This window comes from Alistipes sp. AM16-43 (genome assembly GCF_003435745.1).
In the GTDB taxonomy this organism is placed as follows: Bacteria; Bacteroidota; Bacteroidia; order Bacteroidales; family Rikenellaceae; genus Alistipes; species Alistipes onderdonkii.
The window spans coordinates 1-20014 of the sequence record NZ_QTUQ01000001.1 but is presented as its reverse complement, the minus strand read 5'-3'; the positions used below and the strand labels follow the sequence as shown (position 1 = coordinate 20014).

The 20014-nt window shown below is 60.5% G+C and carries 14 protein-coding genes; 12 read left to right on the top strand and 2 right to left on the bottom strand.

All coding sequences use genetic code 11. The features are described 5' to 3' along the window. Window positions 1-14 precede the first annotated feature (14 nt). The 12 genes from DW189_RS00070 to gdhA all read left to right on the top strand — a co-directional run bounded on the left by DW189_RS00070 (window position 15) and on the right by gdhA (window position 18352). On the top strand, window positions 15-1829 hold the full coding sequence (locus tag DW189_RS00070) for a SusE domain-containing protein (RefSeq protein ID WP_117506447.1): 1815 nt from the start codon (window positions 15-17) through the stop codon (window positions 1827-1829). A 107-nt stretch (window positions 1830-1936) separates the two neighbouring features. Next, on the top strand, window positions 1937-4255 hold the full coding sequence (locus DW189_RS00065; RefSeq protein ID WP_117506446.1) for an alpha-amylase family glycosyl hydrolase: 2319 nt from the start codon (window positions 1937-1939) through the stop codon (window positions 4253-4255). A gap of 40 nt (window positions 4256-4295) precedes the next feature. Then, window positions 4296-5603, top strand: coding sequence for an alpha-amylase family glycosyl hydrolase (locus tag DW189_RS00060; RefSeq protein ID WP_117506445.1), 1308 nt, complete (start codon window positions 4296-4298; stop codon window positions 5601-5603). Window positions 5604-5800: 197 nt separating this feature from the next. Then, window positions 5801-7678 (top strand): glycoside hydrolase family 13 protein, encoded by a 1878-nt coding sequence (locus tag DW189_RS00055; protein WP_117506843.1) that lies wholly within the window; start codon window positions 5801-5803, stop codon window positions 7676-7678. A 12-nt stretch (window positions 7679-7690) separates the two neighbouring features. Beyond that, on the top strand, window positions 7691-9886 hold the full coding sequence (locus DW189_RS00050; protein ID WP_117506444.1) for a glycoside hydrolase family 97 protein: 2196 nt from the start codon (window positions 7691-7693) through the stop codon (window positions 9884-9886). A gap of 290 nt (window positions 9887-10176) precedes the next feature. Beyond that, complete coding sequence (locus tag DW189_RS00045) at window positions 10177-10503, top strand: nucleoside triphosphate pyrophosphohydrolase family protein (RefSeq protein WP_117506443.1); 327 nt, start codon at window positions 10177-10179, stop codon at window positions 10501-10503. 4 nt (window positions 10504-10507) lie between these two features. Continuing rightward, window positions 10508-10915 (top strand): hypothetical protein, encoded by a 408-nt coding sequence (locus DW189_RS00040; protein WP_117506442.1) that lies wholly within the window; start codon window positions 10508-10510, stop codon window positions 10913-10915. Next, window positions 10916-12922 (top strand): OPT family oligopeptide transporter, encoded by a 2007-nt coding sequence (locus DW189_RS00035; protein ID WP_117506441.1) that lies wholly within the window; start codon window positions 10916-10918, stop codon window positions 12920-12922. A gap of 19 nt (window positions 12923-12941) precedes the next feature. Then, window positions 12942-14159 (top strand): peptidase T, encoded by a 1218-nt coding sequence (gene pepT, locus DW189_RS00030; protein WP_117506440.1) that lies wholly within the window; start codon window positions 12942-12944, stop codon window positions 14157-14159. A gap of 12 nt (window positions 14160-14171) precedes the next feature. Beyond that, window positions 14172-16097, top strand: a complete 1926-nt coding sequence (locus DW189_RS00025; protein ID WP_117506439.1) for an NAD(+) synthase — start codon at window positions 14172-14174, stop codon at window positions 16095-16097. Between the two features lie 23 nt (window positions 16098-16120). Beyond that, window positions 16121-16756: a DUF4923 family protein gene (locus DW189_RS00020; RefSeq protein WP_174760531.1), complete on the top strand. Its 636-nt coding sequence runs from the start codon at window positions 16121-16123 to the stop codon at window positions 16754-16756. A 240-nt stretch (window positions 16757-16996) separates the two neighbouring features. After that, the gene (gdhA, locus tag DW189_RS00015) at window positions 16997-18352 is read left to right on the top strand and encodes an NADP-specific glutamate dehydrogenase (RefSeq protein ID WP_022332465.1); all 1356 of its coding nucleotides are present in this window, start codon (window positions 16997-16999) and stop codon (window positions 18350-18352) included. A 320-nt stretch (window positions 18353-18672) separates the two neighbouring features. Here gdhA and DW189_RS00010 read toward each other — a convergent pair whose 3' ends face one another. Both DW189_RS00010 and DW189_RS00005 read right to left on the bottom strand, forming a co-directional pair. After that, window positions 18673-19563: an IS3 family transposase gene (locus tag DW189_RS00010; RefSeq protein WP_014774758.1), complete on the bottom strand. Its 891-nt coding sequence runs from the start codon at window positions 19561-19563 to the stop codon at window positions 18673-18675. Further along, window positions 19560-20014, bottom strand: a 455-nt coding sequence (locus DW189_RS00005) for a hypothetical protein (RefSeq protein WP_229107556.1), incomplete at its 5' end; no start/stop codon positions are given. The genes DW189_RS00010 and DW189_RS00005, both read right to left, overlap by 4 nt.

Genomic DNA, 20014 nt, shown 5'->3' with positions numbered 1-20014 from the left:
AAAATCGTACGACTATGAAAATTACACGATATGCGATGATGCTGGCGGCTGCGACGGGGCTCCTCTCCGCCTGCCAAAAGCTCGACGAGGTAAAGGCCTACGACCCCGACAAGGTCGTGGCGCCCGTGCTGCATGCGCTGCCCGGGGAGATCGTCATTACGCCCGACAACATGGGCTCGACGCAGACCTTCACCTGGGACGCCGCCGACTTCGGCGTCCGCACCCAGATCAACTACTCGATCGAAGCCTCGTACAACGACGGTGCGAAACTGGTGCTCTTCACGGGAATGAACGGCACCTCGTCGGAACAGACCTATGAAAGCCTCAACAACATCCTTGCGCTGTCCGTGGAAGACGGCGGCCTGGGGGTTCCCTCGGGCGAACCTACGGACGTGGATTTCTACATCAGCGCCACGATCGGCACCGACTTCGAGAAATTCTACTCCGCCCCCGCCACCGTCCGCATGACCGTGACGACGGCCGAGCGTACCTATCCCCAGGTCTGGGTAATCGGCGATTACTGCGGCTGGAATTTCGACAACGCACAGGGACTGTTCTGTTTCTCCGGCGACGAGGTCACCTACGAAGCTATCGTTGACTTGGGCGAAAAAGCCGCCAACGGCTTCAAACTGAGCGGCGAAGCCGGTTGGAACGATGCCTGCAACTGGGGCACCGACGGTGATGCTGCGGCACCGGAAACGGAAGCCCCGTCGATCACGCTGATCTCCAGCGGCGGTTCCGGAAACATCATGGTCTATTCCAAGCGCTTCTACCGCTTCGTATTCGACCGTTCGACATTAACGTTAAGCAATAAGCTGTCGTTCAACTCGATGGGTATTATCGGCGATGCCACTCCGGGCGGCTGGGACACCGACACGGAGATGAATTTCGACACCCAAAAACAGCGTTTCTGGGTCGACGTCACACTGACCGCCGGGGAATTCAAATTCCGTGCGGACAACGACTGGGCGATAAACTTCGGCGGGGCGGACGGACGCCTTTCGCAGAACGGCGACAACATCAAGGCCACGGCGGGCAACTACCGCGTATACGCAACCCTGAACAACTCTGCGGAGATCACCTACGAACTCAATGCCGGCGACTACGGCACGGGCGGCGGCGAAGAACCCGACCCGGGGCCGGAAAAGGCCGACTGGTACATCCACGGCCAGACCGTCGCAACCCCCGACTGGGGCCCGACGGCCATGGAGAGCGCCAGCTCGAACATCGTGGCCTACAAGGCCGCAGGGGTCGAGGTAGCCGCCAACTCGGAATTCCTCTTCAAGAGCGGCGACGAGTCGCAGTGGATCGGGGCCGACGCCGCATTCGCCGGCAGCAGCCCCTACACCTGCACGATCGGCTCGGCCTTCAAGGTTTCCGCCGACAAGGTCAATGCCGTGATCGCCGAAGCCGGCACGTACGACTACTGGCTGCTGCCCGAGGCGGGACGCGCCTACGTGATGGCCGCAGGCGCCAAGCCCGAGCTGGTCGCCGACACATGGGGACTGGTCGGCAACATCACCGGATGGGGTGACCTGGGCGATTTCTCCATGAGCGAGGAGGGCGCCTACCTCGTTCGCAAAGGCGTAGCCCTGACCACCGCCAGCGAGTTCAAGATCCGCTTCAACAACGCCTGGGACGACTCCAAGAACTACGGCACGGCGTCGGGCGGTGCGGTCGACATCAACAAGGCGGTCGCCATCATCTCCAGCGGCGGTTCACAGAACATGAAAGTCCAGCTCGACGGCACCTACGACATCTATTTTGACTTGACGAATTCGCTGATATACATCATGTCCGAGGGGAAAACCCCGGCAGAGGCCGAATAACGGCCACCCTTTCACGGGACGGCACACAGAGATTGCCGTCCCGTTTCTGGCCTGCCGCCCCTGACCGGACGGCAGGCCCCGAAACGAACTTTAACCGAGATTCCGCTATGAAAAAATTTCTTTTCCTGCTGCTGGCACTCGTACTTTCCGTATCCGTGTCGTGCAGCGACGACAAGACCGGCGATACCGGCGGCAGTATGCTCTCCGTGACCCCCACGGAGATAGAATTCGAAGCCGCAGGCGGCAGCCGGCTGCTCGACCTGCGCACCGATGCGGGCGCGTGGTCGCTGACGCAGAGCGACAATACCGCATGGTGCACACCGGCCCTCACATCGGGCAAAACCTCCACGTCGTTCGCGGTCACGGCGATCGCAAACGAGTCGTCGAAACGCTCCGCGACGCTTACCTTCACCGCCCCGGGTTGCGATCCGGTCGTCGTCACCGTGACACAGGGCGGTGATGCCTCCCAGGATTTCGAGGGCGAAGAGGTCGTCGCCCAGCCCGATGCGTGGGACAACCGCAAACGCGCCGACATAAGCTACCAGCTGCTGGTATACAGCTTCGCCGACGGCAACGGCGACAAGGTGGGCGACCTACGGGGGCTGACCCGGCGGCTCGACTACATCGACCCACTCGGCGCCTCGGCCGTATGGCTCTCGCCGATCCATCCGGCGGCTTCGTACCACGGTTACGACGTGCTCGACTACGAGGCAGTCAACCCCGCCTTCGGGTCGGACGCCGACCTGAGGACATTCATCGACGCGGCCCATGCCCGCGGCATCCGGGTCTACCTGGATTACGTGCTCAACCATACGGGCAAAGACCACCCGTGGTTCAAATCGGCCGCCGCGTCCGAAGGGAGCCCTTACCGTGACCGCTATATCTTCTCCGAAGACCCGCAGGCCGACATCGCGGCCGGGCGGATCGACCAGATCGCCACGGAAGGCGCCGCAGGCTACGATGCCGGACAATGGTTCTCGACCGACACGGGGGCGGGTGCCGCCGGGCGCTTCAAGTTCGTACTCGACTGGACAAATGCCGACAGCCCGACGGTGACCGTTACCGAAACGACCGACGCCGCGGACGCGGACAACACGCAGGGCGGCCCGGACGACAAGTACCTCTATTTCGGCAACGGCACGAGCAAACGCTTCTACACCAGGGGCGGCAACAGCTACGAACTGACGCTCGACTTCGATTCCGACTGGGGATTCCTCGTCCGCACCTCGACCACGTCGTGGGCCGCAGGCACCAAATACGGCGCCCCGGACAACCGGACGATCATCCGGTTCGGGGAGCCCTTCACCCTGACATCGAACCGCTCGGCCGACCCGGCCAACGTGCAGTTCTCGCTGCCGACGATGTACCATTCGCACTTCTGGACGGCGGCATTCGCCGACCTCAACTACGGCAAAGCCGCCGAGGCGGAGCAGTCCGGGGCGTTCAAGGCCGTCGCCGAAGCGGCTGACAAGTGGGTACGCATGGGCGTGGACGGGTTCCGCCTCGATGCCGTGAAGCACATCTACCACAACGCCTACAACGACGAGAACCCCACGTTCCTCAAGAAATTCTACGACCGCATGAACGAGACCTACAAGGCCGCCGGCGGAGAGGGCGATTTCTACATGGTGGGCGAGATGCTCGACGAAGCGGACAAGGCGGCACCCTATTACCGGGGGCTGCCGGCACTGTTCGAATTCACGTTCTGGTACAAGCTCAAATGGGCGCTGCAAAACGGCATCGGATGCTATTTCGTCAAGGACATCCTCGACGTGCAGCCCCTCTACGCACAGTACCGCAGCGATTACATCGAAGCCACGAAACTTTCGAACCACGACGAGGATCGCACGGGCTCCGACCTGGGGCAGTCCGTCGAAAAGATGAAGGTGGCGGCCGCCGTACTGCTCACGGCGCAGGGCGCACCCTACATTTACCAGGGCGAAGAGCTCGGGTACTGGGGCACCAAATCCAACGGCGACGAATATGTCCGCACCCCGATCCTGTGGGACAAGGCGGGCAACGAACTGGCTTCGGGAAGCCTCTCAGGCAAGATCGACATGCAGATGCTGACCGCAGCGATCTCGGTCGAGGCGCAGGCCGACGACGACGGTTCGCTGCTCAACCTCTACCGCACGTTCGCCCGGCTGCGCAACACCTACCCCGTGCTGGCGCAGGGCAAGATGGTCAAACACCCGGTCTACAACGACGGCAACACCTCGCAGCAATCCATCGCGGCCTGGTACCGCGAGCTGGACGGCGAACGGATGCTCGTCGTGCACAACTTCGGCCGGGAGGAGCAGATACTGACCCTTACCGACCAACCGGACAAGGCCGTAGGCGTCTCAGGTGAAGTGAAGCTCCAGCGCGGCGACGCTTCGTCGAAACTGCTCATGGGTGCCTGGTCGTCGGTCGTGTTCACGCTCTAAACGACCCGCCATGAAACGGTTGCCCGCATTACTTCTCGCAATGGTACTGGTTGCCTGCGGCACACGGCCGCAGCAACCGGCCGCCCACCCCGACTGGAGTTACAACTCGGTCGTCTACGAAATGAACGTGCGCCAGTACACCCCCGAAGGGACGCTGACGGCAGCCGCACGCGAACTGCCCCGGCTCAGAGAACTGGGCGTGGACGTCGTCTGGCTGATGCCCGTCTACCCCATCGGCGTCAAGGAGCGCAAGGGAACCCTCGGCTCGTACTACGCCATCTCCGACTACGAAGCCGTCAACCCCGAATTCGGCACGCTGGAGGATTTCGACCGGTTCGTAGCCGACGCCCACAGACTCGGGCTGCGCGTAATCCTGGACTGGGTGGCCAACCACACCTCGCCCGATGCCCGCTGGATCGAGGAGCATCCGGCCGACTGGTATGTGCGCGACTCGCTGGGCAACACCATCGTGCAGTACGACTGGACGGACATCGCCAAGCTCGACTACGGCAACACGGACATGCGTGCCGCAATGGCGGCCGCCATGCGTTTCTGGCTCAACCGCGGCATCGACGGATTCCGCTGCGACATGGCGTGCGAGGTACCCATCGACTTCTGGCAGCAGACGCTGCCCGCACTGCGGAAGGAGTACCCCGGCATCTACCTGCTCGCCGAGGGCGAAGCCCCCGCATTGCACGACGGGGCGTTCGACGCCTCGTATGCGTGGGAACTGCACCACCTGCTGAACGACATCGCACAGGGACGCAAAAGCGCCGCAGACCTGCGTGCCTACGTCGCCAGAGACTCCGCTGCCATGCCGCGCGAGGCGTTCCGCCTGATGTTCACCTCGAACCACGACGAAAACTCGTGGGCCGGGACGGAATTCGAGCGCATGGGCGACGCAGCACGCGTGATGGCGTTGCTGACCTTCACGCTGCCCAACGGGCAGCCGCTCGTCTATACCGGACAGGAGATGGGGTTCGACCACCGCTTCGAGTTCTTCGAGAAAGACCCCGTACCCGCGTGGGAACATAACGGGTTTACGGATTTCTACACCGCACTGATCCGGCTGCGCCACGAGAACCCGGCGCTCGCGGCCGGAGAACGCGGCGGGCAGGCCGCATACCCGCTCGGAGAACGAACACCCGACGGCCTGATGCTGTTTTCCCGCACGGCCGGCGGCAACGAGGTGACAGTCGCTGCGAACCTCAGCGCGGAGGAGGTCGCATTCGACCTGCCGTTCGAGGGCTCGCGCCGCGAGTTCTTCACCGGGAAGGAATACACGGGCGGCACCCGCACCGTGCTTCCCGCATGGCAGTGGCTGGTCTTCGCACAAGACAGGAGATAAGGGTTGCGGACATGCGCCGGGGATGCGCGGAAACAGCGCCGGGAACCCGATAGCACCCGACGGGAATAGACAGTAAACCATCCGAGAAGCACGGGGATGCGCATGAGAAGCACAAGGATGCCCCGGGCGAAACGGGAATCGCTGGAAACCGATTTTTTGCTAACTTTACAAACGACGATATTTTGAACCGATTTTTCATGACACTCGCAGCAGCCGGACTGCTCTCCTGCACAGGGACAGGACAGTCCGCATTCGACCCCGCCTCGGTGGCAGACGCCTCGGGCGAGGTTACCCGCGTCGAACCCCTCTCGTGGTGGACGGGAATGCAGACCCCGCTCCAGTTGCTCGTCAACGGGGCCGGCATCGCGGCATACGACGTCCGCATCGAAGGCGGACAGGGCGTCGGGGTGAAGGCCCGCCACAAGGCCGACAGTCCCAATTACCTATTCGTGGACGTGGAGGTGAAGCCCGACGCGGAGCCGGGCACCTACTACCTCGTATTCTCGCAGGGGGAACGGCAGTTCAAGGTTCCCTATCAGATCGCGGCACGCGCCGAAGGCTCGGCCGCACGCAAGAGTTTCACCACGGCCGACATGATCTACCTCCTGATGCCCGACCGCTTCGCCAACGGCGATGCGTCGAACGACTCGACGCCCCACACGCGGGAGCGCGCCGACCGCAGCGCCTTCTTCGGCCGCCACGGGGGCGACCTGCAGGGGATAATCGACCACCTGGATTACATCGCAGGGCTGGGCGCCACGGCCGTATGGCCCACGCCGCTGCTGCTGGACGACGAACCCGAAGGTTCGTACCACGGCTACGCCTGCGGCGACTACTACCGCATAGACCCCCGGTTCGGCTCGAACGAACTGTATAGGGAGTTCGTCGGCAAAGCCCACGAGCACGGGCTGAAGGTGATTATGGACATCGTCACCAACCACTGCGGCACGGGCCACTGGTGGATGAAAGACCTGCCTTTCAGGGACTGGATACACCAGTTCCCCGAATACACCGGGACGAACGTCTGCTTCTCGACGAACATGGATCCCAACGCTTCGCGCTACGACCTCGACCTGCAGGAGAGCGGCTGGTTCGTGCCGTCGATGCCCGACATGAACCTCGACAATCCCTACGTGCTGCAATATTTCAAGCAATGGGCCGTGTGGTGGATCGAGTATGCCGGCCTGGACGGGTTCCGCGTCGACACCTACCCCTACAACGAAAAGGTGCCGATGAGCGAGTGGTGCGCGGCCGTACGCAGGGAATACCCTGATTTCAACATCGTGGGCGAATGCTGGACGTCGTCGATCCCGCAACTGGCATACTGGCAGGGCGGCAATCCCAACAAGGACGGCTTCGACTCGCACCTGCCGTCGATCATGGATTTCCCGCTGCAGGAGGCCATCTGCCGGGCGCTGCCCACCGACTCGCTCCGCTGGGGCGAGGGCATGACGCGCGTCTACGACTGCCTGTCGCACGATTTCGTCTACCATGACCTGTCGAAAATGATGATCTTCGTCGCCAACCACGACACCGACCGCATCGGCGACATCGTACGCGGGAACCCCGACCGGCTGAAACTCTCGATGGCGATGCTGGCCACGATGCGCGGCATCCCGCAGATATTCTCGGGCGACGAGATGATGTTCACCTCGAAAGACCTCTCGCAGGGACACGGCGGGCTGCGCGTGGATTTCCCCGGCGGCTGGGAGGGCGACGCGGTGAACCTGTTCGACCCCGCGCAGCGCGATGCGGTACAGGCGGGGCTCTTCGACTACACGCAGCGGCTCTTCCAATGGCGCAAGTCGAAGCCCGTGATCCACAACGGCCGCACGATGCACTTCCTCTCGCGCGACAACACCTACGCCTATTTCCGTTATGACGACACCGACGCGGTATTCGTCTTCATCAACAACTCGCGGGGCAAGAAACAGGTGCCGTGGTCGCACTATGCCGAGATCGCCTCGGGGCTGAGCGACGGGCGCAACGTCCTGACGGGCGAAGCCACGGAGGTGGACGACGCCACCACGGTCGGCCCGCGGCAGGCGCTGATCGTAGAATTCAAACGTAAATAACAAGACCGAACCATGAAGAAAATATTTTTATATATCTGCGCGCTGCTGGCCGGTGCAGCCTGCTCGGCACAGGAGACGCTACTCTCGCCCGACGGCCGCCTCCGCCTGGAATTCAGCCTGGCGGACGGAGGCCGCCCCACCTATACGCTCGATTACAAGGAGCGCCCCGTGATCCTACCCAGCGGCATGGGGCTCGAACTGCGCGGCGAAGCTCCGAAGCTGGAATTCGGGACTGAAATCCGCAAGGGCGAACCGGGGCGCCCGGTATCGCTCTACGACGGGTTCACCCTCGGGCAGGTGGCCCGCAGCGAGTCCGACCAGACATGGCGTCCCGTATGGGGCGAGCAGGCCGAGATCCGCGACCACTATAACGAAATGGCCGTCACGCTGCGGCAGGCCGCGACAGGCCGCGACATGACGATCCGCTTCCGGCTCTACGACGACGGGCTCGGATTCCGCTACGAATTCCCCGAACAGGAGTCGCTGACCTATTTCGTCATCGGCGAGGAGAAAACACAGTTCGCCATGACGGGCGATCACACGGCGTTCTGGATCCCGGGCGACTACGACACGCAGGAGTACGACTACACGGAGTCGAAGCTCTCGCAGATACGGGAGCTGATGCCCGGCGCCATCACGCCCAACTCGTCGCAGACGCCCTTCTCGCCCACGGGCGTACAGACGGCCCTGCAGATGAAGAGCGACGACGGGCTCTACATCAACATCCACGAAGCGGCGCTGGTCGACTATGCGTGCATGCACCTCGACCTGGACGACCGGAATTTCATCTTCACCTCGCACCTTACGCCCGACGCACAGGGATGGAAAGGCTACATGCAGGCGCCCTGCCACACCCCGTGGCGCACGGTGACGGTCTCGGACGACGCCCGCGACATCCTCGCCTCGCATTTGATCCTGAACCTCAACGAGCCGTGCGCTTACACTGACACCTCGTGGATCAAGCCCGTGAAATACATGGGCGTATGGTGGGAAATGATCACCGGCAAGAGCGACTGGGCCTATACGCGCGACGTGCCGTCGGTACAGCTCGGCGTGACGGATTACGCCCGGTGCACGCCCAGCGGCCGCCACGGCGCCAACAACGGGAACGTGAAGCGCTACATCGACTTCGCGGCGGCACACGGGTTCGACCAGCTGCTCGTCGAAGGCTGGAACGTCGGCTGGGAGGACTGGTTCGGGCACACGAAGGATTACGTCTTCGATTTCGTGACCCCCTACCCCGATTTCGACATCGCCGCGCTGAACGAATATGCGCACGGGAAAGGCATCCGGCTGATGATGCACCACGAAACGTCGGCTTCGGTACGCAACTACGAACGCCACCTGGAAGCGGCCTACCGCCTGATGAACAAATACGGGTACAACTCGGTCAAGAGCGGATACGTGGGCGACATCCTGCCCCGCGGCGAGCACCATTACGGGCAGTGGATGAACAACCACTACCTCTATGCCGTCCGCCGGGCCGCCGAACACAAGATCATGGTCAACGCCCACGAGGCGGTGCGCCCGACGGGCCTCTGCCGCACCTACCCCAACCTGATCGGCAACGAGTCGGCACGCGGCACGGAGTACCAGGCGTTCGGCGGCACGAAGCCCCACCATGTGACGATCCTGCCCTTCACGCGCCTGCAGGGCGGCCCGATGGACTACACGCCCGGCATCTTCGTGATGGACGTCGCGGAGGTCAACCCCGGCAACCACTCGCACGTCAACGCGACGCTCGCCAACCAGTTGGCGTTGTACGTGACGATGTACTCGCCGCTGCAAATGGCGGCAGACCTGCCCGAGCACTATGAGAAATACATGGACGCGTTCCAATTCATCAAGGACGTGGCCGTCGATTGGGAAGAGAGCCGCTACCTGCTGGCCGAGCCGGGCGACTACATCGTCGTGGCGCGCAAGGCCAAAGGCACGGGCGAGTGGTTCGTGGGCGGAGTGACGGACGAGAACCGCCGTACGGTGACGCTCCCGTTCGACTACCTCGCCCCCGGCAAGGAGTATGTGGCGACGCTCTACGCCGATGCCCCCGATGCCGATTACCAGACCAATCCGCAGGCGTATGTCATCCGCACCGGGAAGGTCGGACAACGCACGGAACTCGACGTGGAGATGGCGCGCGGCGGAGGCTTTGCAATCTCCATACGCGAGGCAACCGACGCAGACCGCAAACTCCGCAGGCTGAAATAACGGGATTTGCCGTTCGCACGGCGATCATGCCGGGGCCCACACAGCCGGCGCCGGCGCTGAACCCGTACCCCGGCACGGCCGCGGACGGCAGCAGACCGTCCGGCCTCCACTGCCAGCCGGCATGCGGCACTCGGCAATGTCCGGCAACGGAATGCCCGCACAGCCCCCCCCCTCAAAAAATCCTTTGCCCCTTGTTCCACAGGAACAGGGGCTTTTTTATGCGTATTTTTAAATTATTTTGCTATTTTTGCCCTCGGTAGCACCCAATATTCACGCTCAAAATCAAAACCATGACACTCAACGAATACCAGCAGCACGCACTCGAAACGGCAATCTATCCCGAAAACCGTCGCATCATCTACCCCACGCTCGGGCTTACGGGCGAGGCGGGCGAAGTGGCCGACAAGGTCAAAAAGGTCATCCGCGACGGCCACGAGGAGTTCACGGACGAGAAGCGGCTGGAGATCGTCAAGGAGATCGGCGACGTATTGTGGTACTGCGCGACGCTCGCCCGCGACCTGGGGTACGAACTGGACGACGTGGCGCAGATGAACGTCGACAAACTCCGCTCGCGCATGCAACGCCACATCATCTCGGGCAGCGGCGACAACCGCTAAGGACATGGAAGATTATATCTTACGGGAGATCAACAGGATCGGGGAGCTGATCGCCGCCCTGCTGAATAAAATCGGGCTGATGAGACAATCAGCCTCCCCGGAGCAGATACGGACGACGGCCAAGACGGAGCTGGCCGAGAAACTGGACATCGACATCGACACGTTGCTGGATGAGCCGGATTTCATCGGCCGGCTTACGGACGAATACGGGTTCGGCGACCAGGAACTGGACAAGTTCGCCGAACTGCTCTTCGACATGGCGGCCGCATCGGAGCAGCACGCGGAACGGCTGCGCCTCGCGGCTGCCGTCGGCGCGATATACAGTTATCTCGACGCAAAGAAAGCCCCGGCGTCGCTGAACCGCTACTACATTCTCAAAGACCTGGACAAGTACATCAAAGAACCTCAATAAATGGAACAGGAAAAACAACTTACGTCATTGCCCGAGAACGCTTACCGGGAACTCAAACCGGGCGAAGAGTACACGCCCATCATGCCCGCCTCGTCGTCGCCCAGGGAGGTAACGCCCTACTCGGTCACGATGGGTATCGTCATGGCCATCGTCTTCTCGGCCGCCGCGGCCTTCCTCGGCCTGAAGGTCGGGCAGGTATTCGAAGCGGCGATCCCGATCGCCATCATCGCCGTCGGCATGGGCAACGTGATGGGTAAGAGGAACATGCTGGGACAGAACGTCATCATCCAGTCGATCGGCGCCTCGTCGGGCGTGATCGTCGCGGGTGCCATCTTCACCCTCCCGGCGCTCTACATCCTCGGGCTCGACGCGGCATTTTACCAGGTGTTCCTCTCGTCGCTCTTCGGCGGGCTGCTGGGCATCGTGCTGCTGATCCCGTTCCGCAAATATTTCGTCAAGGAGATGCACGGGAAATACCCCTTCCCCGAGGCTACGGCCACGACCGAGGTGCTGATCTCGGGCGAGAAGGGCGGCAACCAGGCCAAACTGCTGGCCGTGGCAGGTCTCATAGGCGGCCTCTACGACTTCGCGGTAGGCACGTTCGGCATGTGGACGGAGTCGGTATCGACGCGCATCTGTGCGTGGGGACAGGTGGCAGCCGACAAGTTCAAGGTGGTATTCTCGCTCAACACGTCGGCCGCCGTATTGGGCCTGGGCTACATCATCGGATTGAAATACGCCATGATCATCACGGCGGGTTCGTGCCTGGTGTGGTTCCTCGTCGTACCGCTCGTCGGGTCGCTGGCCGACACGATCGACCCGGCGGCCATGGCCTCGCTGCTGGGCGTGACGCGCGCCGACATCCTCGCCGACCCCGCCAGCATCTTCACGGCAGAAAACCTCTTCGCCTTCATCGGCAAACCGCTCGGCATCGGAGGCATCGCCATGGCGGGCATCATCGGCATCGTCAAGCAGTCGAAGATCATCCGCCAGGCCGTAGGGCTGGCCGTATCGGAATTGGGGGGGGGCAACAAAACCGCCCCGGCTGCGGTAGAACGCACGCAGCGCGACCTGACGATGAAGCGGATCCTCACGATCCTGATCGCCACGCTCATCTCGGTCTTCGTATTCTTCCACTTCGGCCTGCTGGACGGCTGGATACAATCCGTCACGGCCATCCTGATCGTCTTCGTCATCGCGTTCCTCTTCACGACCGTGGCGGCCAACGCCATCGCCATTGTCGGCACGAACCCCGTGTCGGGCATGACGCTGATGACGCTGATCCTCTCGTCGCTGGTTTTGGTGAGCGTCGGGCTGAGCGGCACGACGGGCATGACGGCGGCGCTGATCATCGGCGGAGTGGTCTGCACGGCGCTCTCGATGGCCGGAGGGTTCATCACCGACCTGAAGATCGGTTACTGGCTCGGCACGACGCCCCGCAAGCAGGAGGCCTGGAAATTCCTCGGCACGTTCGTTGCTGCGGCGACCGTGGCGGGCGTGATGATCATCCTCAACAAATCGTACGGGTTCGTGGGCGAAGGCGCCCTCGTAGCCCCGCAGGCCAACGCCATGGCCGCCGTGATACAGCCCCTGATGACGGGCGGGCAGACCCCGTGGATGCTCTACTTCTGCGGCGCGGCACTGGCGCTGGTGCTGACCTCGATCGGTGTTCCGGCCCTCGCATTCGCGCTGGGCATGTTCATCCCGATGGAGCTGAACGCACCGCTGGTCGTGGGCGGCCTGGTGGCATGGTTCGTATCGAACCGTTCGAAGGACGAGGGGCTCAACAAGGCGCGTTTCGACCGCGGAACGCTCATCGCCTCGGGCTTCATCGCCGGCGGCGCGCTGATGGGCGTGGTGAGCGCCCTGCTCAAGTTCGCCGAGGTGGACTGGTTCCTGAGCGGCTGGGCGGACTCGAACGCCGCCGAGTGGACGGGGCTGGCGATGTACCTCGTACTGATCGGCTATTTCGCATGGCACACGCTCCGGGCAAAAAAAGAGGAATAAACCATAAACAGATATTGTCATGGATTTAAAAGAAAGATTCCTGAAATACGTCTCCTACGACACCCAGTCGTCGGAGGAGAGCACGACGTTCCCTTCGACCGAAAAACAGAAAGTCCTGCTGGCCGCCCTGCGCGACGAAATGGAGGCATTGGGCATGACCGAGGTCTCGATGGATCAGTACGGTTACGTGATGGGCACCGTCCCTGCGACGCCGGGTTGCGAGAATGCCCCGGTGATCGGGTTCATCGCCCATGTGGACACCTCGCCCGACATGAGCGGCAAGGACGTCAAACCCCGCGTCATCGAGGAGTACGACGGCTGCGACATCGCACTGAACGGCCAGCTGACGATGCGGGTCGCGGATTTCCCCGAGCTGGAGTTCTTCAAGGGGCACACGCTGATCCATACTGACGGCACGACGCTGCTGGGTGCCGACGACAAGGCGGGCGTGGCGGAAATCATGACCGCCGCGGAGCACCTGCTCGCACACCCCGAGATCAAACACGGCAAAATCCGCATCGGCTTCACGCCCGACGAAGAGGTGGGCCGCGGGGTCGATTTCTTCGACGTCAGGGCCTTCGGCGCCGACTTCGCCTACACGGTAGACGGCGGTATGGAGGGTGAGCTGGAATACGAGAACTTCAACGCCGCAAGCGCCAAAATCGACATTCAGGGACGCAACGTCCACCCGGGATACGCCAAGAACAAGATGGTCAATGCGCTCGACGTGGCGTGCGAACTGCAAGGGCTGCTGCCGGCCGCCGAACGTCCGCAGTACACCGAAGGATACGAAGGGTTCTACCACTGCGTAGGGCTGAACGGCACGGTCGAGAAAGCCTCGGTCAGCTATATCATCCGCGACCACGATGCGGAGAAATTCGAGCAGAAAAAGGTATTCATGTGGGCCTGCGTCGACCTTTTGAAGAAGAAATACGGCGACGGGGTGCTGACCCTGACGCTCAAAGACCAGTATTTCAACATGCGCAAGATGGTCGAGCCGCACCCGCAGGTGATCGACAAGGCGCTCAGGGCCATGGAAATGGCCGGCGTGAACCCGATCGTACGCCCCATACGCGGCGGTACGGACGGCGCACGCCTGTCGTTCATGGGGCTGCCCTGCCCCAACCTCTTCACGGGGGGCATGAACTTCCACGGCAAATTCGAATATTGCTCGCTCACCACAATGCACAAGGCAGAGCAGGTGATCCTGAACCTGGCGCAGTTGTGGGCGGAATAACATAACGTATATATGGATAGCTTCGGTTTTCTGAAAGTGGCGGCAGCCGTGCCGCACGTACGGGTCGGCGACTGCGATTTCAATGCGGAGCGCATGGCCGCTATGGCCGACGAGGCGGCACAACGGGGCGTGGAGATCGTCGCGTTCCCCGAGCTGGCCCTGACGGCCTACACCTGCGGCGACCTGCTGCTGCAACCCGCACTGCTCGACGCGGCCGACGAGGCGTTAGCAAGACTGGTACGCGACACGCGCAAGCTGCCGCTGACGATGATCGCGGGGGCACCGCTGCGCCACACTCAGACGCTCTACAACTGCGCCGTGGTCTTCACGCAGGGGCGCATACTGGGCGTCGTCCCCAAAACCTATATCCCCGACTATACGGAATTCTACGAGAACCGCTGGTTCGCATCGGGCGCAGGCATCTCCGAAGAGACGATCCCCGTTGCGGGGCAGGCTGCGGATTTCGGCACGGGCCTCACGTTCGAGGTCAACGGCACGGAGTTCGGCGTGGAGCTGTGCGAAGACCTCTGGACGGCAGTGCCGCCCTCGTCGCACATGGCACTCAGCGGCGCGAAGGTGATCTTCAACCTCTCGGCATCGCCCGAGGCCGTCGGCAAGCACGCCTACCTGCGGCAGCTCGTGGCGCAGCAGTCGGCACACACGATCGGGGGTTATGTCTACTGCTCGGCCGGCTTCGGCGAATCATCGACCGACCTGGTATTCGCCGGGAACGGCATCATCGCCGAAAACGGAAAGATCCTGCGCGAAGCGAAGCGTTTCGTGCTCGAAGAGCAGTTGGTGGTGGCCGACCTCGACATCGAGCGGCTGGAATTCGAACGCCTCAGGAACACCTCGTTCCGCGTGAATGAAGGCGCGGCGGAGAACACCGTGATCGAAATGGAAATCCCCGAAGGGCTGCGCGCGGCGGCGCTCGACCGCGATATCGACCCGATGCCGTTCGTGCCGCAGGACGAAGCGCACCGCAGCCAGCGCTGCGAGGAGATCTTCCAGATACAGTCGCACGGGCTGGCCAAGCGGCTGGTACACACGCGCTGCGAGAAGGCCGTGGTCGGCATCTCGGGCGGGCTCGACTCGACGCTGGCGCTGCTCGTGGCGGTACGCACGTTCGACAAGCTGCAACTCGACCGCACGGGAATCATCGGCATCACGATGCCCGGGTTCGGCACCACGGATCGCACTTACAACAATGCGCTGGAGCTGATGCGCAGTCTGGGCGTCACCGTGCGCGAAATCCCGATCCGCGACGCCTGCCTGCAACACTTCAAAGATATCGGGCTCGACCCCGAAGACCGCTCGGCGGCCTACGAGAACAGCCAGGCACGCGAACGCACGCAGATACTGATGGACGTCGCCAACATGGAGGGCGGGCTGGTGGTCGGCACAGGCGACCTGAGCGAGCTAGCCCTGGGATGGGCGACTTACAACGGCGACCAGATGTCGATGTACGGCGTGAACGCCTCGGTGCCCAAGACGCTGGTGCGCCATCTGGTAAAATGGGTGGCCGACACCGAGTCGGATGCGGGGGCCCGCGCCACGCTGCTCGACATCATCGATACGCCGGTCAGCCCGGAATTGCTGCCGGCGGACAAGGACGGCAGGATCAGCCAGAAGACCGAAGACCTGGTAGGCCCTTACGAGCTGCACGATTTCTTCCTCTACAATTTCATCCGCGGAGGTTATCGTCCGGCGAAGATCCTGTTCCTGGCCGAACAGGCATTCCGCGGCAGCTACGACCACGCTACGATCCGGAAATGGCTGGAGGTATTCTTCCGCCGCTTCTTCTCGCAGCAGTTCAAGCGCTCGGCAATGCCCGACGGCCCGAAGGTCGGTTCGGTGGCCCTGTCGCCCCGGGGCGACTGGCGTATGCCTTCGGACGCCTCGGCAGCCGTATGGCTCAAGGAACTCGAAACACTGTAAACCGTAAATACGAATAAATAAAAATGAAGAAAACCCTTTTGTCCATCGCCGCGTCACTGCTGCTCGCAGGCGGCACCGCGTCGGCACAGGACTGGCAGGAAGCACTGAAAAAGGCCGCGACGGAGGCCGCAGACAAGGCGACAGGCGGCAAACTGACCCAATATGCGCTGGTCGGGACATGGAACTACTCCGCTCCGGGCGTGAAATTCGAAGGCAACGACCTGCTGAGCCAGCTCGGGGGATCGGCGCTCGAAGGTACCGTCAAAAGCCAGCTCGACAAGGTCTACCAAACGGTGGGCATCAAGCCCGGCGCAGGTTCGGTCACGTTCGGCAAAGACGGCGCATTCAGTACCCAAATGGGCAATTACAAATTGTCGGGCACCTATACGTTCGACCCTTCGACCCATGTGGCCGCGATGAAATTCGCCAAGGAGAAGCTCGGCAAGGAAAAGCTCGACCTGGGCGAGGTTCCGGGGCACGTCTACCTCAGCGGGACGAAGATGGTACTGGTCTTCCCGGTCAGCAAGCTCATCGAGATCATCAAATCATACGGCAGCAAAATCTCGTCGATGGAGACTATCGTCGCCCTGCTCGAACAGTACAAGAACGTATACATCGGATTCGAATTCAGCAAGGAAACGGGAGAAAATGCGAAATAGTTGAAAAAAATTCATAATTTTTTCAAAATGACAGATTCACGGCGGATCTGTCATTTTTTATTACGGATATTTACCGATCGCTCCCCGCACTTCCCCGGACAGTAAGCAGATGGGGTGCAGAAGTCGCAAACGGCATAAGTAAAATATTTTAGCAATTTCTTAAAGAACTTGCAAAACTCGAACAGATACATTATTTTTACCACCGAACAGATTCCACAAACCCTTAAACACAGATTGACTATGAACGAGCAAGCACATCAGTACGTCGAAGATTTCATGGCGCAACTAATCCTCCGCAATCCCAATGAGCCGGAATTCCACCAGGCCGTCCGCGAGGTCGCCGAATCGCTGGCTCCCCACATCGTGGCGAGCCCCGTATTGCAGAAAATGAAAGTTCTGGAACGCATCGCGGAACCCGAGCGCGTCATCATTTTCCGTGTGCCCTGGCTCAACGACAAAGGCGAGATCGAGATCAACCGCGGCTACCGCGTGCAGATGAACAGCGCCATCGGCCCCTACAAGGGCGGCATCCGCTTCCACCCTTCGGTCAACCTGTCGATCCTGAAGTTCCTCGCCTTCGAACAGACCTTCAAGAACAGCCTCACGACGCTGCCGATGGGCGGCGGCAAGGGCGGTTCGGATTTCAACCCCAAGGGGCGCTCGGACAACGAGGTGATGAAATTCTGCCAGTCGTTCATGACCGAATTGCAGCGCCACATCGGACAGGACACCGACGTCCCGGCAGGCGACATCGGCGTCGGCGGCCGTGAAATCGGCTTCATGTTCGGACAGTACAAGCGCCTGCGCGACGAATTCACGGGAACGCTCACCGGCAAGGGACGCGACTGGGGCGGCAGCCCGCTGCGCCCCGAAGCGACGGGCTACGGCACCTGCTACTTCGCACAGGAGATGCTCGCCACGCGCAAGGAGTCGTTCAAAGGCAAGACCGTCTGCATCTCGGGATCGGGCAACGTGGCACAGTATGCCTGCCAGAAGGCGACGCAACTCGGTGCGAAGGTCGTGACGCTCTCCGATTCGTCGGGTTACATCCACGACCCCGAAGGCATCGACGAGGCAAAACTGGAATATGTAATGGAATTGAAAAATATCTTCCGCGGACGTATCAAGGAGTACGCCGACCGCTATCCGTCGGCCAAGTACTACCCCGGCGAGCGCCCGTGGGGCGTGAAGTGCGACATCGCCATGCCGTGCGCCACGCAGAACGAGCTGAACGGAGACCAGGCGCAGGCGCTCGTGGACAACGGCTGCATCTGCGTAGCCGAAGGGGCGAACATGCCCTCGACCCCCGATGCCATCCGCATCTTCCAGCAGCACAAGCTGCTCTTCGCCCCGGGCAAGGCTGCCAATGCCGGTGGCGTTGCGACCTCGGGGCTCGAAATGACGCAAAACTCGATGCGTATCACCTGGTCGCCCGAAGAGGTCGACGCAAAACTCCGCTCGATCATGGTGAACATCCACTCGGTATGCGTGCAGTACGGCACCCAGCCCGACGGCTACATCAACTACGTAGTCGGAGCCAACATCGGAGGCTTCATGAAGGTCGCCAACGCCATGCTGGCGCAGGGTTGCGTATAAACCGGCAGTCAAGTATTAAGTATGGGAAATCCCGGGCTTTCAGTTAGTTTCCGGGGATTTACAAAGCAATGCTGTAACTGAATGAGTTACGGCATTGCTTTTTTATGAGGTAATGATTTAGAAACGCAAGTCTCGAATAAACTTACATCGAGGTTCATCCTGTCAAACAACTCTATACAAATATACGAAATATCTGATAAAAAAAGCAAATATGATTTTTATTACTCCATTTGCCGATTTATGGCGGACATCAGCGTCACCGTGTGTCCCGTCCTGAAAAAGGTTTACAGTGATTGATAATTAAAGATAAACATTTTGGTTCAAAAAATATTGTCCTGATATAAGTTTACATATGCCTTCCGAACAACCGTCTTTCGGCCCCAATGATGTTTGAGTTTCCCGGTTCTAAGTTCCGCTTCCAAGGGCGTAAGCCAATCGCAGCTGGCATGAGGTCTGAGTGAATTGTAAAGGATAACGATCTGGTCGATGCGTTCTTTTGCTGCCTGAAAACTTTCAAAACATTCCTCGTCGATCCATTCGCTCTTCAGAATACCGTTCACCCGTTCGGCAACGGCATTCTCATACGGATCGCCCTTTTCAGTCATGCTGATGCGAATCCCATTATCGGTCAGCAATTTCACATATTCTTTCGAACAATATTGGCATCCTCTGTCCGAATGATGGATTAACCCTTGCCGTTTTTGCTGCGGAGTCTGGTCTATGGCCATCCTCAGTGCACGGAGCGCTCCGTCCCGTTCCAATGTCGTATTCAGATCATAGCCTACGATCCGTTTGGAATAGGCATCCGTTATCAAAGCCAGATATGCAAATCCTTCTTTCAAAGAAATGTACGTAATATCTCCGACCCATAAACGATGCGGCCGCTCGAGGTCGAAACCCCGGATCAGATTCGGATATTTACGCATCCAGTGCCGCGAGCAGGTCGTAACGCTGTATTTCTTCCGACGTTTGACCAGAAGATTGTTTTCCGAAAGCAGCGTAAATAACCGATCCCGGCTGACCGGAAATCCGTCTTGTTGTAGCAAATGCCACAGTTTACGACCGCCGAGCCTGGGCATCAGTTTCCGGTAGTAACCCACCCGCTCCAAAAGAAGGGTGTCGGACAAGGATCCTTCCCTATTACGCCGTAAATGTTTATAATAGGCCTGACGGGTATAGCCGAACAACCCGCACAGAAACGACAGGCTCATTGCTGTGTGTCTTTCTTTGAGACGCTGGACTGTCCGGCTGCGGATTTTTTTAGCAGGTCGATACCGTATTCTTCTTGGAGGATATCTCCCATGATCTCATAGCCTTCCAGACGTAATAAAGCCTCTTCCAAGCGCCGCCGAAGGGCTTTGTTCTCGGATAATAATTCACTGGCTTCTTCACTCGTAACGCGGGACATGATCGGATAAGGATTAGGGGTACTCACAAAGCTACAACTATTTTTCGCTTTCCAGCGCTGACCCATCTTATGAATCGTAGACATGGGAATACCATGTTCTTCGGAGAGTTGGCGAGCCGTCTTGACTCCGCTCAAATACTCCTGTAAAATCAGATGACGCAACTGACGCGGTAAATAATGACGTGATAAGTCTGAATTCGTTGTTTGCTGCATAAGATTTACTCTTTTCTGTAAACCTTTTTCAGGACGGGACA